Raw genomic sequence first — 17,195 nt, 5'->3', positions numbered from 1 at the left:
ACATCGAACTCCTGCGCCAATGTACTTACTTGACGTTGACGGCCTTCCAGGCCGCGGCCACCGCCTTGTACTCGGTGCTGGTGGCGCCGTACAGGTCCTTCGCCGCCGACAGGGTCGCGGTGCGCGCACCGGCGTAGTTGGTGGTGGAGGTCATGTAGGTGGAGAGCGCCTTGTACCAGATCTTGTACGCCTTGACCCGGCCGATGCCGGTGAGGGTCGAGCCGTCGTAGGTCGGCGAGTTGTAGCTGACGCCGTTGACGGTCCGGGCGCCGCTGCCCTCGGAGAGCAGGAAGAAGAAGTGGTTGGCCGGGCCCGAGGAGTAGTGCACGTCGAGGCGGGCGACCTTGGTCGACCAGTAGTCGGCGGAGCCGCCGTCCTTGCTGGGCTTGTCCATGTAGCGCAGCGGGGTGCCGTCACCGTTGATGTCGATCTTCTCGCCGATGAGGTAGTCGCCGGGGTCCGAGGGGTTGTTGGCGAAGAACTCGACGGAGGTGCCGAGGATGTCGGAGGTGGCCTCGTTCAGGCCGCCCGACTCCTTGCTGTAGTTCAGGCCCGCGGTGGAGGCGGTCAGGCCGTGGCTCATCTCGTGGCCGGCCACGTCCAGCGAGGTCAGCGGGTCGGCGTTGCCCTCGCCGTCGCCGTAGGTCATGCAGAAGCAGCTGTCGTCCCAGAACGCGTTGACGTACGCGTTGCCGTAGTGGACGCGGGAGTAGGCGGCGACGCCGTCGCCGCGGATGCCCAGGCGGCCCAGCTCGTTCTTGTAGAAGTCCCAGGTGACGGCCGCGCCGTAGGCGGCGTCCACACCGGCCGTCTGGCGGTTGGTGACCGAGCCGTTGCCCCAGGCGTCGTCGGCGTCGGTGAAGAGGGTGCCCTTGCCGGAGGTGCCGCCGTTCAGGTCGTACGTCTTGTGGCCGCCGCGCGCGCCGTCGTTGAGCTGGTACGTCGAACCGCTCAGCGTGGTGGTGAGGTTGACCGTGCCGCTGTACTGGCTGGTGCCGGTGCCGGCGAAGACGCTGTCGAAGGAGTACAGCTTCTTGCCCGTGCGGGCGTCGGTGATGGTGTGCACCTTGCTCGGGGTGCCGTCGGCGTCGGTGCCCTTGACGACGGTCTCCCAGGCCAGGACCGGGGTGCCGGAGGCGGCCCAGACGACCTTGCGGGCGCCCTTGGGGGCGGCCAGGGAGGCGGGGGCGGCCGTCGTGGCCAGGGATATCTTCGCGTTGTTCGCCCGGGTGGTGGTGGGCGCGGCGCCCTTCTTCTGGTGCACGACCAGGTCGCCGCCGAGGACCGGGAGTCCGGCGTAGGTGCGCTCGTAGCGGGTGTGCACGGTGCCGTCGCCGTCACGGATGACGTCCCGGGCGACCAGGGCCTCGGCGGAGCCCAGGCCGATGGCCTTGGCGGTCGCGGCCGCGCCGGCCTGCGCCTGGGCGATCGCGGCGGCGCGCTGCGGGCCGCTCTGGACGACCGCGCTGGCGCCGGCCTCGCGCTCGGGCGCGGCGGTGGCGGAACCGCTCTGCAGGCCGACGACGACCATGGCGGCCGAGGCGGCCAGCGCGCCGACGCGGGCGATACGGGTGCGGGACGAAGACGAGGACGTGGGGTTCACTCTTGCTCCTTCGCGGGTGCCGTGGGGGATTGGCTGCGAGCGTGCCAGCGAAGTGATCTTTTTGACAGGTATCCAACAAGGATTTGACCTGCTGTTGTCCGAAGGTCGAACTCCGTTGTCCGAATGCCGGATCCGTCCGGTTCGCGACCGTAGGTGTTGACCGATAGTTGAACCGGCAGGGAACGGCAGGTACTTGACGGGGCGTGGGGGGCTGCTGGTATGCGGGTTACCGGGGCCGGCCGGCGATCAGCGACCAGGTGAGGCCGGCGACCCGCTCGGTGCTCATGCCGTCCGCGCGGTCCCGGCCGTCCCCGGCGCTGGTGTCGAAGTCGCCGCGGGTCCAGCGTCCGATGACCGAGAGCACCGCCCCGCTCAGGAAGTGGGCCTGCACCAGGAGGGCGCCCTCGTCCGGCCGTCCGGAGCCGGCCTCCGCGCGCAACTGCTCCGACCAGGCCTGGGCGAGCAGGCGCTCCAGCCGGGCGGCGAACCGGGGGCTGCCGTCCTCGCCGAGCATCCGGCGGTAGACGGCCCGGTGCCGGTGGACGTGGTCGAAGAGCCTGACCAGGTGCACGGGGGTGGCGTCCGGCGAGAGCTCCTGGGCGTCCGCCGTCAGCCGGCAGGCCCTGGCCGCCTCGAGCACGCCCTCCATGGTGCTCTCGGTCGCGTCAAGCAGTAGGTCCTCGCGGTCCTTGTAGTGGAGGTAGACCGTGGCCCGGTTGACCTGCGCCCGCTCGGCGATGTCGCCCATCGTGATGCCGTCCAGGTCCTTCTCCATCGCCAGTTCCAGCACGGCGGTCCGCAGGAGCGCCCTGGTCCGCCGGACTCGGGGATCGCGCGAGGAACCCCTGGTCGTGGAGGTGTCGGCGCTGGTCGAGCTGGTGGGGCTGGTCGGCATGCGGGTCAAGGTTCCACACCCCGTGCGGTGAAAGCAACGCGTGTCGGATAAGCGACGGGAGTCGTGGCCCTGGCGGGCCGGTCGGCCGGTTCCTCGGGCCGGTCGGCCGGGGCCGGTCGGCCGGTCGGCGGTCGGCCCGGTCAGCCGGTCTGCCGCCCGTACGCCGGCTCCATGGCGCGCGCGATGCGCAGGTGCGGGGCGGCGGCGTCCGGCAGGCCCTGGCGCTCCAGGACCCGGCCCAGTACCAGCCGGACGTACGCGTCGTCAGGGACCTCGGCGGCCAGCGACTCCAGCGTGCTGCGGGCGTTGCCCAGCTGCGCCGAGCGGAAGTACGCCCGCGCGGCCAGCAGCCGTACGGACCGGTCCTGCGGATGGGCCGTCAGCAGCGGGCCCAGCAGCGTCAGGCAGCCCAGCGGGTCGCTCCGGTCCAGCAGCGCCTCGGCCAGCCGCAGCCGCTCGACCTCCTCGGGCAGCTCGCGGCGGGGGCCGCCGGCGGCCGCGTCCGCGAGGAAGCGGGCGATCACCTCCGGGGCGTGCGCCCCCGCCAGCGCCTCGGTGCCGACCACGATCGTCGGCGAGGTGGTGACCCCGATCGCCTTGGCCCGCAGCAGCAGTTCGCGGACCTCCCGCTCGGCTCCGCCGCCGCGTAGCAGCCGGCCGCCGTCGGCGAACCCGGCGGCCCCGGCGACCTCCTCGAGGGTGGCGGCCAGGCTGATGTCGCGGCCTTCGGTGAAGTGGGCGCGCAGCACGCCCTCGACGACCGCGTCCTGGAGGGCCGCGCCGCCCTGCGCGTGGGCGAGGGCGATCAGCCGGTGCGCGTCCTGGCTGGACGCCCGCCAGGCGGCGCCCCAGCGCGGGCCGAGCCCCTCGGCCGCGGCGATCTCGGACACCCGGACCCGGTTCTCGGCGGCCGACAGTCCCGGCGCGCACTGCTGGAGGGCGGCGTCCACCAGCGGGTCCCGGAGCACCTCGGCCAGCGGCGCTGCCTGCGCGGGCGCCATCGGGTCGATCCGGAACGGCCGCCACACCACCTCGACCGGCTCGCCCCGCCAGGTGCGCAGCGCGGCCTCGACCCGCCGCTTGCCGATGTACGCCCAGGCGCAGACCACGTCCGCCCACACTTCGATTCGGATCATGCGGCGAAGTTATGCGACAGCTGTCGTCTAAGCAACAGCTGATGCGAAAATCGGCCAGCGGCCGGGACGGCGGCCCGTGGTGCCATCTCCCGTGCGGCCGCCGGTCGTTCTCCGCCGGGTGAGATCATCGGATCGGCCGGTCACCTCCGTGCGGCCCCGTCGACGAAGGACACCGCATGACCAGCGCGCCCGCCGCCCCCGTCCCCTCTTCCGTCCCGCTGCCCGGCTCACTCGCCGGGGTCACCGTGCTGATCGTGGGCGGGAGTTCCGGGATCGGGCTGGCCGCGGCCGGGCTGCTGGCGTCGGTCGGGGCCCGGCCGGTGCTCGCGGGGCGGGACGAGGCGCGGCTCAAGGCCGCCGCCGAGTCGCTGGCCGAGCGGTGCGCGGCCGGCGGTACGGACGTCCGGACCTACCCGGCGGACGTGCGCGACGAGGAGCGGCTGGCCGAGGTCCTGGACGAGCTCGGCACCGTCGGGCACGTCCTGGTCACCGCCGGGACCGTCACCCGCGCCCCGCTGGCCGAGGCCGGCCGCGAGCTGGTCGCCGACAGCGTCGAAGGGCGGCTGTGGGGCGGTTACGCGGTGGCCCGGGCCGCCGCCCCGCGGCTCGCGCCCGGCGGCTCGATCACGTACCTCTCCGGCATCTATGTGGCCCGCCCGGTGCCCGGCGGCGCGGCCGTGATCGCCGCGGCCGCCGCCACCGAGGGGCTGGCCAAGGCCCTCGCCGTGGAGCTGGCGCCCCGCCGTATCCGGGTCAACGCGGTCCGCTCCGGCACGGTCGACACCCCGATGCTCCGGCGCCGGCTCCCCGACGACGAGGCGGTCGCCGCGGCCGGCCGCGCCATGCCCCTGGGCCGCTACGGCACCGCCGAGGAAGCCGCCTCCGCCGCCCTCTTCCTCATGTCCAACCCCTACGTCACCGGCTCGGTCCTCACCATCGACGGCGGCCAGTCCCTGTTCTAGGCCCCTACGGGCGGACGAACCCCCAGGTCAGAGGCCTGGGGGTGTGTTCTTGTTTGACATGCAGGTATTTGCCTGCATGATGGAGATGTGACCAGCGAGATGGACCGGGTCTTCAAGGCCCTCGCCGACCCGACCAGGCGGTTCGTGCTGGACCGGCTGCGCGAGCAGAACGGGCAGACGCTGGGCGAGCTGTGCGAGAGCGTGCAGATGGCCCGGCAGTCGTTGACCCAGCACCTCGGGGTGCTGGAGGCCGCGAACCTCGTCAGCACGGTCCGCCGGGGCCGGGAGAAGCTCCACTACCTCAACCCCGTACCGCTCCACGAGATCCAGGAGCGGTGGATCAGCGCCTTCGACCGGCCCCGGCTGAGTGCGCTGCACACCCTCAAGCAGAAAGCGGAATCCCTCATGAGCGCCGACCCGACCACCGACGCCGCCGCGGACCCGAACGCCGGGCCCCGCCCCGAGTTCGTCCACACCACCTACATCGCCGCGACGCCGGAAAAGGTCTGGCAGTGCCTGATGGACCCGGAGGCCACCGCGGCCTACTGGCACCACCACAACGTCTCCGACTGGCAGCCCGGTTCGTCCTGGGCGCACCGACGCCTCGACGGGTCCGCGGACGACGTGGTGGGCGTGGTGGTCGAGTGCGAGGCGCCCCGCCGCCTGGTCCTCACCTGGGCCGGCCCCGACGAGGACCGTCCGAACGGCCCGTCCCGGGTCACCTTCGAGCTCAAGCCGTACGGCGAGTCGGTCCAGCTCACCGTGACGCACGTCAACCTGCGCGACGACCAGGAGCACCGCCAGATCTCCGGCGGCTGGAACTTCGTCCTCGCCAACCTCAAGACCTACGCCGAAACCGGCCGCACCATCCCGGTCCCCTCCTGGGGCTGACCCCGCGACCGTTAACGCCGTTAACGCCCGCGCCATGAAGTCGCGCACCCGTTAACGGCGTTAACGCTCCCGGGCGTGCGGCCGGCCCCCCGACTACGCTCGCGGCATGGAGATCACCGTAGAGACCGTCAGCTCGGCGAGCCCCGAGCTGGTCCGTGCCTTCGAGCTGCTGCTCCCACAGCTGTCCGCCACGGCCGCCCCCCTCGACCGCGCGGCCGTGGAGCGGCTGGTGACGTCCGACGCAACCCGGGTGCTCGTGGCCCGGACGCCGGAGGGGATCGTCGGCTCCCTGACGCTGGTGCTGCTGCCGCTGCCCTCCGGTGTCCGGGCCCGCATCGAGGACGTGGTCGTCGACGCCGCCGCCCGCGGACGGGGCGTGGCCGGCCTGCTCACCCGCGAGGCCCTGCGGCTGGCGCAGGAAGCCGGCGCCCGGACCGTGGACCTGACCTCCCGCCCCGACCGCGAGGCCGCCAACCGCCTCTACGAACGCCTCGGCTTCCGCACCCGCGACTCGACGGTCTACCGCTTCGTGCCGGATGTTCGAGCAGAATAGTATCGCCAGAGATAGTATCGCTGGCGATACTATTCTTTGTGGGAGGCTTGGTGCGGCGTTTCATCGGGCGGGACCTGGAGCTGGACGTGCTCGGCAACGCGTTGCGGTCGGTGCACGAGGCCGTCGGCTCGCCGAAGCCGGGACAGTGCATCCTCATGCGCGGACGGCGGCGGGTCGGCAAGTCCAGCCTCGTCGAGGAATTCCTCCGGCGCACCGAGGTGCCCCACGTGTTCTTCACCGCGGCGGGTGGCACAGCGGAGGACGAGCTGGCGGAGCTGGCCGACACGGTCGCCGGCTCCACCCTGCCCGAGCGGACGCTGTTCTCGCAGGAGGCTCCGACACAGTGGAACGCCGCGTTCAGGCTGCTCGCGGAGATCCTTCCCGACGACAGGCCGAGCGTGGTCGTCATTGATGAGGTCCCGTACCTGATGGACCGCATCGACGCCTTCGAGGGCATGCTCCAGCGGGCGTGGGACCGACTGCTGTGCCGTAAACCCGTACTCCTCCTCCTGGTCGGCTCGGACCTGTCGATGATGGAGGCGCTGAACGACTACGACCGCCCCTTCCACCAGCGGGGCCGGGAAATGGTCGTGGGGCCCCTGACCCCGGCCGACATCGGCGAGATGCTCGAGCTCGAGCCGGCCGCGGCCCTGGACGCCACCCTGGTCACCGGCGGCCTCCCGCTGATCTGCGCGGAATGGCGGCCCGGGGCCGGGCTCTGGGACTTCCTGCGCGACTCGCTCGACAACCCGATCTCGGCACTGCTGGTCTCCGCCGAGCGCTCGCTCGCAGCCGAGTTCCCCCCGCAGGCCATGAGCCGGGAGGTACTGCGGGCCATCGGGAGCGGCGAGCGGACCTTCACCAACATCGCGCGCGCGGCCGGCGGCATCTCCCACACCACCCTGACCCGGGCTGCCGACCTCCTGACCGAGAAGCGGGTGGTGGCGGCGGAGCTGCCGCTCTCGCTGACGCCGTCGAAGGAACGCCGCTACCGCGTGGCCGATCCGTACCTGCGGTTCTGGCTCGCCTTCCTGGATCCGCACATGGCGGAGATCGAGCGGATGCGGGGGGACATCACCCTGAGCCGCATCAAGGAACAGTGGACGAGCTGGCGGGGTCGGGCGATCGAACCGCTCATCCGGGAATCGCTCGCGCGGATCCTGCCGGACGGGCTGCTGCCCGCCGCGCCGGCGATCGGCGGCTACTGGACCCGCAGCAACGACGTCGAGATCGACCTGGTCGGCGCCGACCGGGGGCCGGTGGCGAAGAAGCTGCTCTTCCTCGGTTCGGTCAAGTGGCTCGAGAACTCCGCGTTCGACGCCCACGACCTGGCCGCGCTCCAGAAGCACCGGGCCGCGATCACCGACGAACCGGTACCGCTCGTGGCGGTCTCCCGCAACGGAACCACCGGCTCCGTCCTCGGTCTCCAGGCGGTGTACGGACCCGAGGACCTGGTGGGCGCCTGGCGCCGGGGGTGAGGGGCCGATAGGGGCCCTGACCTGCGGAAGCGCAAGAAAAGCTCAAGTCTCTTGGTGGTGGGGGGCGGGGCGTTTAGCTTCCTCGCATGGAGATCACGTGGCATGTCATCGTCGAGGAGACCAAGGCCGAGTCGGCGGTCGTCGCCGGGGGGCCTGAGGGGTACGTGCAGGAGCTGTGGACGCTGTCGGTGTCCGAGGTGGTGGACGGGGGCGCGGAGCAGGCGCGGGCGCTGGCCGAGGAGTTGGCGCTGACGTACGTCCCCGAGTGGATGTCGTACGGCGACCGGGCCGGGGCCGCGCCGCAGCGCACCGCCTACCTCGAGGAGGGCGGCGGCTGGCTGGTCAGCCTCAAGCACCACCGCGGCCTGGACCGGGCGCACCTGCGCATCAGCGCCGCCCGCCGGATGCACCACGAGGCCGAGGCGCTGCCGCCGCGCAGCAGGTTCCTCTAGAACGGCACCAGGGCGCCGGGCTCCGGCCACGCGAGCGGGCCGGCCGCGGCCTCCGGCTCGTAGCGGCCGCCCAGGTGGGTGGCGAGGAAGCGCTCGGCCGCCGCGTAGAAGCGGAGCCGGTTCTCGGGGCGGGCCATGCCGTGGCCCTCGTCCGGGAAGAGCAGGTACTCGTGGGGGATGCCCTTGGCCGCCAGGGCGGCCACGATCTGCTCGCTCTCCGACTGCTTGACCCGCGGGTCGTTCGCCCCGTGCACGATCAGCAGCGGGATCCGGATGTCGTCCACCCGTGACAGCGGCGAGCGGGACCACAGGAACTCCGCGTCCGTCTCCGGGTGCCCGACCCGGCTGTGCATCTGCGCCAGCGCCGGGGCCCAGTACGCCGGGATCCCCTCGATCAGCGTCGCCAGGTTCGAGGGCCCGACCACGTCCACCGCGCACCGGAAGCGGTCCGGCGTGAAGGCCGCCCCCACCAGCGCCGCGTACCCGCCGTACGAACCGCCGTAGATCCCCACCCGGGCCGGGTCCGTGTACCCCTGGGCGATCGTCCAGTCCAGGGCGTCGATCAGGTCGTCGTGCATCCGGCCACCCCACTCGCGGTCGCCGGCGTTGACGAAGTCCTTGCCGTAGCCGGTGGAGCCGCGGAAGTTGACCTGGATGCAGAGGTAGCCGCGGTCGGCCAGCCACTGCGCCTCGCTGTCCAGCCGCCAGCTGTCCCGGGTCCAGGGCCCGCCGTGCACCTTCACCACGGCCGGCAGGTGCCGGCGCTCGGTGCGGGTGGGGAAGGTGAGGTAGCCGTGGAGGGTGAGGCCGTCCCGTGCGGTGAAGGAGAACGGCTCGATCCGGGTGAGCCCGGCGTCCTCCAGGGCGGGGCGGTCCGAGAAGAGGTACGTGCCGGTGCGGGCGGCCCGGTCGTACGTGTAGAAGCGGGTCGGGCCGCCGGAGTGGTCGTACGCCACCAGCCAGGTGCGGTCCGCGCGGTCGCGGGAGACCAGCCGCAGGTCCCCCTCGTCGAGCCGCCGCAGCGCGTCGAGTTCGGGCCCGGCGGCCGGGTCCAGCACCTGCCAGCGGGAGCGCTCCCCGGCGAAGGAGACCAGGGTGGGGCGGCGGGCGGCCCGCTCGCCGATGACCGAGGCCACGTCGTGGCACGGGTGCTCGGCGACCACCTCCAGTGCGCCGTCCGCCAGGTCCAGCCAGACCAGGCGGGTGGTGTTGGCGCCGGCCGAGGTGGTCAGCAGCAGCCGGGTGCCGGTGACATCGAAGCGCAGCGGCACCGTGGACAGACCGTCCTCGTGGTCCACCGCCAGCAGCGGGCGCCAGGGGGCGTCGGGGCCGCCGGCGTCCCGGACCATCACCGTCCGGCCGCCGTCGCGGCGGGTGGCGATCGCGGCCCGCACCTCCAGGTGGCGGTCGGCCACCAGGGCGGCGAGGCCGGGGTTGGGCAGCACCTTGGTCAGCCCGCCGTCCGCGATGCGCAGGGCGTACACGTCGTGGGCGCGGGGGTCGTCGAGGTTCAGGCCGATCAGGATGCGGTCCGGGACGTCCAGGTCGACGCCGACCAGCTGCGTCTGCACGCCGGGGAAGGGGGTGAGGTCGCGGATGTCGCCGGTCAGCGGATCGATGTCGTACAGCCGCCAGTTCTCGTCCCCGGCGCGGTCCTGGAGGTAGCCGAGGCGGGAGCCGTCGGGGGTCCAGAAGCAGGTGCGGATGCCGCGGCCTTCGTCGTGGGTGACGGGGCGGGCGTCCGCCGTGCCGAGGGTGGCGGTCCAGACGTTGAGGACGCCGTGGTGGGGGGCGATCCAGGCGAGGCGGGTGCCGTCGGGAGAGAGGGCGGGGGAGATCCGCTCGGGGTTGCCGAAGAGAGCGGCGCGGGGGATCGGCTCGGGCTCGGTCACCCCTGCGACGCTAGCCCCGCCGGGCCCTCGCCGCCCGCCGCCGCCCGGTCGGTTGAACGCCGCCGGCTCCGCGCGACCGCGCGTACCCGACTCCGCGTACGCCGCGCCTGTGCCTTGGGCCGGGCCCAGGCTTCGGGGCGCTGCCCCGGACCCCGCGCCTCAATCTCCCCCAGCTACCGCTGGGAGGTGCCCCCAGCGGGGCTGGATATGCGGGTCCCCCGCCCAGCGGGACGCAATGGGCGGGCCGGGCCCAGGCGTCAAGGGCCCTCGCAGGGACCCGTGGTCGTTCAAGTGATTCTTGGCGGCTGTTGAACAGGAAACGGTTCGGTTGAACGCGCAACTGGGGAGTCGGACGCTCAACGGCCGGTGGGCCGGGCGGTGTCGGAGGCCGTCCGGGACGGGGCGGGTCAGCGTTCGGGAGGGAGGAGGCCTTGTTGGACGGCTCGGACGCCGGCCTCGAAGCGGCTGCGCGCGCCCAGGCGGTCCATCAGTTCGGCCGCGACCCGCCGCACCGTCCGCGAGGAGACGCCGAACTTCTTGGCGATGGCCTCGTCCGTCAGGCCGTTGGCCAGCAGTTGCAGCACCTCCGCCTCCTGCCGCGGCAGCCCGCAGGGGTCCGGCGCGGGCCGCAGGCCGAACGGCGTGGCCGCCGCCCAGGTGGCCTCGAACAGCGCGCACAGCGCGGCCACGTTCCCCTCGCTCTCCACCAGGTCGGCCCCGGAGGCCGCGTCGGAGAGCTGCGCCGGCAGGATGGCCATCTTCCGGTCGATGATGATCAGCCGGGTCGGCAGCGTCGGCACGGTCCGCACCTCGCCGCCCTTCTCGTGCAGCCAGGTCACGTGCTCGACCATCGGCTGGTGGTTGCGGACGCTGTCCAGGTAGATCGTGCGCATCCGGATCCGCCGGCTCAGCAGGTCCTCGTTGGGCCCGCGGCTGGCCGCCAGGTCCTCGGCCCGGTGGGCGCCGCCCGGCGCGAAGGTCATGACCTCGGACTCCGCGGCCTGCCCCAGCTGCGCCAGGCGGCGGCGTATCTCGTCCACCCCGGTCAGCCGGTCCGCGGCCGAGGCCTTGCTGCCCACCGCCGCGTACTCGGCGATCAGTTCCGCGGCGGCGGCCTTCGAGGCCTCCACTCTGGACTGCTCCTCCGCGAGCCGGGCCTGCTGCCGGGCCAGCAGCAGCTCCATCGCCAGCCGCGGGGCCACCGGGCTGTAGCCGATGTCGGCACTGTCGGTCGGCCGGATCAGGGAGAGCTCGCTGAGCCGGTCCAGGGCCAGGCAGATCTCCTGCTCACCCGTGCCGTGCCGCACGGCCAGCTCCCGCACCCCTTCATCGGGATTCGCCAGCATCGAGCGGTAGACCTTTTCTGAAAGGGAATCAATTCCCAGGTTCACCAACACGCGCGCCCCCTGCATGGTGCTTGTGTGAAGTCGACAATGGCCGCCAGTGGGCGGCAGCCTAGCCCCCGTCGTCCACCACCCGGCAGTCGTCTCACGGCATTTGCTCGCAAAGCTTCCCGGTGGCTGAAATGCAGCGCCGGTGAAGAAGGCGCGGAAACCGTGCGGAGGCCGGCACCGGCCGCCGAATGGCCGCCCGCCGCGGCGTCCCCTTGTTGCCGTGTCATAAAGCGGACCGGTCGGTCACCGGCGGAGGGCGCGCCACCGGGCCAATGATGGGCGTATGTATCTCATCCACGCGCACCTGACCGCGAGCAGCGGGGCGTTCCTGCCCGGCGGGGCCGCCGCCATCGTCCGGGGGTACGCGCGCCCCGAGGAGCGCGTCGAGTACGTCTCGGCGCACCCGGAGGGCTTCCCGCAGCCGGTCCTGGGGCTCTACCTGCTCAGCGGCAGCCAGCAGGAGGCCGAGCGGGCCGCCGAGGCGGTGTGCAGGCGTGCGCTGTCGGCCAGTCCGGAGCTGCGCGACTTCGTCCTGCTGGCCTGCCGGGCGGCCGCGCCGCGGGCCCTGCGCGAGCCCTCCGCCGAGCGGTAGCCGGCCGCCGGCGGCGCCCCCACCTGCGGGGCAGGCCCCTGATCGGTCCTGTCCACAATGTGACACTTCCCGTTCAGGACAGGCGGAACCCCTTCCGTGCGGCAGTCGACTTTCGGCAGAGTTCCCCTCGTCGAAGCGACCACATTCGACACAGAGTGGCTAGAGGATCGCACGGCCCCATCGGGCCGCCGGCCCTGGATCGTTAACGGAGGGAAGTCCCCTTGTCTGCAATTCGCCGCCTCCTCGTCCTGTCCGTGCTGTGCATGGGCCCGCTGACCTCCGTGGCCGTAGCCGAGGGAACCTCGGCCGCCAGCGTCAAGGTCGAGGCCGCCGTCGCCGTGACCACCTCCGGCACCACCGGCGAAGCCCCCGACGACCTGACCTGGGGCCCCTGACCTGCACCCGAGGGCCGAGCGGCGTACGCCGCGGCCCGCTGCGCCGGCTCCCGCCGCGCCCCCGTCCGCGGGCCCGTTCCCCGGTCCTCCCGATTCTTCCGATTCTTCCGGCCGTCGCCGCCGGACCGCGGAGGAATTTCCCGGGCGCCGCGATGAATTGAGGATCGCCGAATTCCACGGCGAACTCGGTCGTATTCGGTTCTGCCTCATCGAGGAGTCGGCATGAGAAATCTTGAGCAGGCGGAGGGGACCGACACCGGGAATCCGGACCACCTGATCGCACTGCGGGACAAGGCCCTCCGGGAATTCCCCGTCGAATGGGTCCCGATCGACGACCTCACGGTCTCCTCGACCCCCCGCGTGGAGGGCGAGGACCCCGCCTACGCCCGCTCCCTGGCCGAGGCGGAGGCGGTGCTGCCGCCCATCCTGGTGCACCGCGCCACCATGCAGGTCCTCGACGGCGTGCACCGGCTGCGGGCGGCCCGCCTCCAGGGCCGCGACTGCGTCGAGGTCCGCTTCTTCGACGGCACCGAGGCGGAGTCCTTCCCCCTCGCGGTGGCCGTCAACGTCGCCCAGGGCCGGCCGCTCTCCTCGGCCGACCGCACCGCCGCCGTCACCCGCATCCTCGCCTCCCACCCGCACTGGTCGGACCGGGGCGTCGCCGCCATCGTCGGACTCTCCCCGCAGAAGGTCGGCCACATCCGCCGCCGCACCCTGGACCCCGCCCGGCAGGCGCCCACCCGGCTCGGCCGCGACGGCCGGGCCCGGCCGCTCAACTCCGCCCGGGCCCGCACCCTGGCCGGCGAGCTGATCCGGGCCAACCCCGCCGCCTCGCTGCGCCAGATCGGCCAGCAGGCCGGCCTCTCCCCGGCGACCGTGGCCGACGTACGGGCCCGGCTCGAGCGGGGCGAGGACGTCGTACCGCCGCAGCAGCGCGGGCCGGCCGCCGTACCGCCGGCCGAGCACCGCCGGGCCCCGGCCCCCGCGCCCCGCGCCGCGGACACCGTCCCCAAGTCCACCGGCCAACTGCTCGCCCTCTACGACAACCTGCGCCGCGACCCGTCCCTGCGCTTCAACGACAGCGGCCGCGCCCTGCTGCGGATGCTGGAGGTCTGCGCCCTGGTCGCCCGGGACCGCCAGCGCATCGCCTCCACCGTGCCGCACCACTGCAAGGGCCCGGTCTCGGAGCTGGTGCACGGCTTCGCCGACGTCTGGGCCGGGCTGGCCGAGCAACTGGCCGGGACGGAGCTGCTGGAGACCCGGTCGGTCTGACCGCCGCCGGCCGCGCGCCCCCCGAAGCCGTCCGCCGGCCCGCGTCGCGAAGCCCGCCCGAAGCGCCCCCCGATCTCCCCGCCCCCCGCCGTACCCCAAGGACCGAGGACCCCAGATGACCGTCGTCGACGCCTCCCCGCTCGCCGCCTCCCCGATCACCGCCGTCCCGCCCGCGCCCCGCCCCGACGCCCCGCAGCCCCAGACCGCCCAGGAGCGGGCCTGGATGGAGCAGGCGCTGGACCTCGCCGCCGCCAACGTCGCCGCCGGCGGCGGCCCCTTCGGCGCGGTCGTGGTGCGCGACGGCCTGGTGCTCGGCCGCAGCGGCAACCGCGTCACCGACTCCCACGACCCGACCGCCCACGCCGAGATCATGGCCATCCGCGCCGCCTGCCGCACCCTCCGCGACTTCCGGCTCGACGGCGCCCTGCTGATCAGCTCCTGCGAGCCCTGCCCGATGTGCCTGACCGCCGTCCTGTGGGCCCGGGTGGAGCGGGTGCTCTTCGCCGCCGACCGGCACGACGCCGCCGACGCCGGCTTCGACGACCTGGAGTTCTACCGGCTGCTGGAGCGCCCCCGCTCCAGCTGGACGGTGCCGGTGGCCCGGATGTCCCACGAGAAGGCGCAACTGCCCTTCGAGGCCTGGTCGGCCTGCGCCGACCGGATCGACTACTGACCCGCCCCCGTCCCCGGAGTACCGACCGCCGAGCCCGTGTGAGAAGGACGTTCCCCTCATGACCAGCCCCGTACCCGAGACCCCGGCCCGGCTGCGCGGTGTCGCCGCGCAGGAGCGGACCCTGGCCGCGGCCGACCCGATGACCGAGTGGTGGCACCCGGTCGGCTGGGCCGCCGAGGTCGGTGACCGCCCGCACCGGACCGTCCTGCTCGGCCGCCCCCTGGTCCTGTGGCGGGACGCCGACGGCACCGTCCGCTGCCTGCGCGACCTGTGCGTGCACCGCGGCACCGCGCTCTCCCTGGGCGAGGTGCACGACGGCCAGATCGTCTGCCCGTACCACGGCTGGCGGTTCGGCGGGGACGGCCACTGCACCGCCATCCCGCAGCTGCCCCGGGACCGCCCGGTGCCGGCCGGCGCCGCCGTCCCCGCCTTCGCCTGCGAGGAGCGGTACGGGCTCGTCTGGGTCTGCCTGGCCGAGCGGCCCCGGGCGCCGATCCCCGACTTCCCCGAGTGGGACCGGCCCGGCTTCCGGCACGCCCCCTGCCCGCCGTACACCTGGCGCTCCAGCGCGGCCCGGATGGTGGAGAACTTCACCGACTTCGGGCACCTCGGCTGGCTGCACGACGGCCTGCTGGGCTCCCGCGACGACCTGGTCGTACCCGAGCACACCGTCCGCCGGCGGGGTCACGAACTGCACTACGCGCTCTCGATGGACGTGCCCTCCGCGGACGGCGTCAACGACACCGGGGAGGACGGCGGCGGCGCCATGACCAACACGTACGTGCTGTCCCTCCCGCACGCCATCCACCTGCGCAGCCACTACCCCGACACCGGCCGCAGCCGGGTCCTGTTCTTCGCCGCCCAGCCCGTCGACGCCCACACCTCCACCGGCTACTGCTACCAGTCCAGGGACTTCGACCTCGACGGCGACGACCGGCGCTACACCGACTTCCAGGAGCTGCTGGCCGAGCAGGACCGGCTCGTGGTGGAGAGCCAGCGGCCCGAGCAGCTGCCGATGGACCTCGCCGACGAGCTGCACCTCAAGTTCGACCGGGTGGCCGTCGAGTACCGCAAGGCCCTGGCCGACCACCACTACCCCGCGACCGGACCGGCGCCCGCCTGCGAAGGGGCGCGAGAAGGGGACCTGGCATGGACGTGATGACGGCGATCCTGACCCGCCGCAGCGAGCAGGTGCTGTGCGAGCCGGCGCCCGGCGAGGCGGAGTTCGGCTACCTGCTGCGCGGCGCGGCGGCCTTCCCCGACCTGACGGGGCCCGGCCGGCCCGACCCCTGGCGGTGGATCCTGCTGCGCGGCGCGGACCGGTCCCTGCTGGCCGGCCGGCTGACCGGCGCGGGCACGGCGGGAGCGGGTACGGACCACCCGGCCGGAGCGGGTACGGACCACCCGGCGGTGCCGGGTACGGACGGCCGGGCCGGGGGCGTCGGGGAGGTCGCCCCCGGCCCCGGCGACGCACCGCTGCTCGCCGCCCTGGTGCACGCCCCGCGCCCCGGCGGCCCGCTCACCGCATGGGAACACCTGTCCGCCACCAGCGGGATGGTGCACGCGCTGATCCTGCTGCTGCACGGCCGCGGGTACGGCAGCACCTGGCACCTCGCCCGCCCCGCGGCGGCCGCCGGCCCCGCCGCCGCGCTGGGCCTGGCGGCCGGGGAGCGGCTGCTCGGGGGCCTGGCCGTCGGCACCCCCGCGGCCCGCCCGCCGGCGCGCCGGACCCTGCCCGACATCGCCGCCCGGCTCTCCGTCCTGACCCCCGCCGCCCCCGCGCACGCCCGCTGACCTCGTACCCCCGGTCCCCGCCGGGGCCGCCGGGGACCGCGGCGGGCGGTACGGTGGCCTACCAACTCGGCCGCGACGCAGGAGAGTCGGCGGGGGTTGGCAGCTCGTACCCATGTGAAAGGCGCCCGATGCCCGGCATCACCCGTGACGAAGTCACCCATCTCGCCCGGTTGTCCCGGCTGGAACTCAGCGAGCGGGAGGTGGGGCACTTCACCGGTCAGCTGAACGCCATCGTCGAGGCGGTGGCCCGCGTCGCCGAGGTCGCCGACCGGGACGTGCCGCCGACCTCCCACCCGCTGCCCCTGACGAACGTCGTGCGGGCGGACGAGGTCCGCGCCTCGCTCCGGCCGGAGCAGGCGCTGTCCGGCGCTCCCGCCCAGGAGCAGCAGCGTTTCAAGGTGCCGCAGATCCTGGGGGAGGAGTAGGCGATGACGGAGATCATCAAGCTGACCGCGGCCGAGACCGCGGCGAGGATCGCCGCGGGCGAGCTGACGGCCGTCGAGGTCACCGAGGCCCACCTGGCGCGCATCGAGGCCGTGGACGAGAAGGTGCACGCCTTCCTGCACGTGGACCGCGAGGGCGCGCTGGCCCAGGCGCGGGCGGTGGACGCCAAGCGCGCCCGGGGCGAGGAGCTGGGCCCGCTGGCCGGCGTCCCGCTCGCCCTGAAGGACGCCTTCACCACCGTCGGGGTGCCGACCACCGCGGGCTCCAAGGTCCTGGAGGGCTGGATCCCGCCGTACGACGCCACCTTGACGCGCAAGCTGAAGGAAGCCGACGTCGTCATCCTCGGCAAGACCAACATGGACGAGTTCGCCATGGGGTCCTCCACGGAGAACAGCGCCTACGGCCCGACCGGCAACCCGTGGGACCTGACGCGGGTGCCCGGCGGCTCCGGCGGCGGCTCGGCCGCGGCCCTGGCGGCGTACCAGGCCCCGCTGGCCATCGGTACCGACACCGGCGGCTCCATCCGCCAGCCGGCGGCGCTGACCTGCACGGTCGGGGTGAAGCCGACCTACGGCGCGGTCTCCCGCTACGGCCTGATCGCGTACTCCTCCTCGCTGGACCAGGGCGGCCCCTGCGCGCGCACGGTGCTGGACACCGCGCTGCTGCACGAGGTGATCGCCGGTCACGACCCGCTGGACTCCACCTCCATCGACGCGCCGGTGCCGCCGGTGGTCGAGGCGGCCCGCAACGGCTCGGTGGCCGGCATGCG

18 protein-coding genes are annotated in these 17,195 nt (G+C 73.6%); 13 read left to right on the top strand and 5 right to left on the bottom strand.

Features of this window, described 5'->3' with window-relative positions; all coding sequences use genetic code 11:
- Window positions 1-25: 25 nt before the first annotated feature.
- The 3 genes from AB0O40_RS07815 to AB0O40_RS07805 all read right to left on the bottom strand — a co-directional run bounded on the left by AB0O40_RS07815 (window position 26) and on the right by AB0O40_RS07805 (window position 3,634).
- A complete protein-coding gene (locus AB0O40_RS07815) occupies window positions 26-1,531 on the bottom strand; it encodes a M4 family metallopeptidase (RefSeq protein WP_365036939.1) in 1,506 nt (501 codons plus the stop codon).
- A 298-nt stretch (window positions 1,532-1,829) separates the two neighbouring features.
- Complete coding sequence (locus AB0O40_RS07810) at window positions 1,830-2,498, bottom strand: TetR/AcrR family transcriptional regulator (RefSeq protein WP_365036772.1); 669 nt, start codon at window positions 2,496-2,498, stop codon at window positions 1,830-1,832.
- Window positions 2,499-2,638: 140 nt separating this feature from the next.
- Window positions 2,639-3,634 carry a DsbA family protein gene (locus AB0O40_RS07805; RefSeq protein WP_365036770.1) on the bottom strand — a complete coding sequence of 332 codons (996 nt, stop codon included), beginning with the start codon at window positions 3,632-3,634 and terminating at the stop codon, window positions 2,639-2,641.
- A gap of 176 nt (window positions 3,635-3,810) precedes the next feature.
- Here AB0O40_RS07805 and AB0O40_RS07800 point away from each other — a divergent pair, with 176 nt between their 5' ends.
- The 5 genes from AB0O40_RS07800 (at window position 3,811) to AB0O40_RS07780 (ending at window position 7,970) form a co-directional block, all read left to right on the top strand.
- Window positions 3,811-4,596: an SDR family oxidoreductase gene (locus tag AB0O40_RS07800; protein WP_365036769.1), complete on the top strand. Its 786-nt coding sequence runs from the start codon at window positions 3,811-3,813 to the stop codon at window positions 4,594-4,596.
- 99 nt (window positions 4,597-4,695) lie between these two features.
- The gene (locus AB0O40_RS07795; RefSeq protein WP_365036937.1) at window positions 4,696-5,487 is read left to right on the top strand and encodes a metalloregulator ArsR/SmtB family transcription factor; all 792 of its coding nucleotides are present in this window, start codon (window positions 4,696-4,698) and stop codon (window positions 5,485-5,487) included.
- 106 nt (window positions 5,488-5,593) lie between these two features.
- Window positions 5,594-6,040: a GNAT family N-acetyltransferase gene (locus AB0O40_RS07790; RefSeq protein WP_365036767.1), complete on the top strand. Its 447-nt coding sequence runs from the start codon at window positions 5,594-5,596 to the stop codon at window positions 6,038-6,040.
- Window positions 6,041-6,090: 50 nt separating this feature from the next.
- Window positions 6,091-7,518 carry a DUF234 domain-containing protein gene (locus tag AB0O40_RS07785; protein WP_365036765.1) on the top strand — a complete coding sequence of 476 codons (1,428 nt, stop codon included), beginning with the start codon at window positions 6,091-6,093 and terminating at the stop codon, window positions 7,516-7,518.
- 86 nt (window positions 7,519-7,604) lie between these two features.
- Entirely contained in the window at window positions 7,605-7,970 is a 366-nt protein-coding gene (locus AB0O40_RS07780; RefSeq protein ID WP_365036764.1) for a hypothetical protein, read from the top strand.
- Here AB0O40_RS07780 and AB0O40_RS07775 read toward each other — a convergent pair.
- Both AB0O40_RS07775 and AB0O40_RS07770 read right to left on the bottom strand, forming a co-directional pair.
- Window positions 7,967-9,862 (bottom strand): S9 family peptidase, encoded by a 1,896-nt coding sequence (locus AB0O40_RS07775; protein WP_365036762.1) that lies wholly within the window; start codon window positions 9,860-9,862, stop codon window positions 7,967-7,969. The two genes, AB0O40_RS07780 and AB0O40_RS07775, sit on opposite strands and share 4 nt — an antisense overlap.
- A 407-nt stretch (window positions 9,863-10,269) precedes the next feature.
- On the bottom strand, window positions 10,270-11,208 hold the full coding sequence (locus tag AB0O40_RS07770; RefSeq protein WP_365036760.1) for a helix-turn-helix transcriptional regulator: 939 nt from the start codon (window positions 11,206-11,208) through the stop codon (window positions 10,270-10,272).
- Window positions 11,209-11,539: 331 nt separating this feature from the next.
- Between AB0O40_RS07770 and AB0O40_RS07765 the strand changes: the two genes are divergently transcribed.
- The 8 genes from AB0O40_RS07765 to AB0O40_RS07730 all read left to right on the top strand — a co-directional run.
- A complete protein-coding gene (locus AB0O40_RS07765; protein WP_365036758.1) occupies window positions 11,540-11,848 on the top strand; it encodes a hypothetical protein in 309 nt (102 codons plus the stop codon).
- A 221-nt stretch (window positions 11,849-12,069) separates the two neighbouring features.
- Window positions 12,070-12,243, top strand: a complete 174-nt coding sequence (locus AB0O40_RS07760; RefSeq protein ID WP_365036756.1) for a hypothetical protein — start codon at window positions 12,070-12,072, stop codon at window positions 12,241-12,243.
- A gap of 222 nt (window positions 12,244-12,465) precedes the next feature.
- The gene (locus AB0O40_RS07755; RefSeq protein WP_365036754.1) at window positions 12,466-13,515 is read left to right on the top strand and encodes a ParB N-terminal domain-containing protein; all 1,050 of its coding nucleotides are present in this window, start codon (window positions 12,466-12,468) and stop codon (window positions 13,513-13,515) included.
- 115 nt (window positions 13,516-13,630) lie between these two features.
- Window positions 13,631-14,188, top strand: a complete 558-nt coding sequence (locus AB0O40_RS07750) for a nucleoside deaminase (RefSeq protein ID WP_365036752.1) — start codon at window positions 13,631-13,633, stop codon at window positions 14,186-14,188.
- 58 nt (window positions 14,189-14,246) lie between these two features.
- Window positions 14,247-15,347, top strand: coding sequence for an aromatic ring-hydroxylating dioxygenase subunit alpha (locus tag AB0O40_RS07745; protein ID WP_365036750.1), 1,101 nt, complete (start codon window positions 14,247-14,249; stop codon window positions 15,345-15,347).
- Entirely contained in the window at window positions 15,338-15,982 is a 645-nt protein-coding gene (locus tag AB0O40_RS07740; protein WP_365036749.1) for a nitroreductase, read from the top strand. Before AB0O40_RS07745 ends, AB0O40_RS07740 begins: the two co-directional genes overlap by 10 nt.
- Before the next feature lie 128 nt (window positions 15,983-16,110).
- Window positions 16,111-16,407: an Asp-tRNA(Asn)/Glu-tRNA(Gln) amidotransferase subunit GatC gene (gene gatC / locus AB0O40_RS07735; protein WP_365036747.1), complete on the top strand. Its 297-nt coding sequence runs from the start codon at window positions 16,111-16,113 to the stop codon at window positions 16,405-16,407.
- A gap of 3 nt (window positions 16,408-16,410) precedes the next feature.
- A partial coding sequence (locus tag AB0O40_RS07730; RefSeq protein WP_365036745.1) for an amidase family protein occupies window positions 16,411-17,195 on the top strand: 785 nt, incomplete at its 3' end.

It is taken from the genome of Streptomyces sp. NPDC089919, assembly GCF_040684615.1.
In the GTDB taxonomy this organism is placed as follows: Bacteria; Actinomycetota; Actinomycetes; order Streptomycetales; family Streptomycetaceae; genus Streptomyces.
This window is presented reverse-complemented; position numbering and strand designations above follow the sequence as displayed.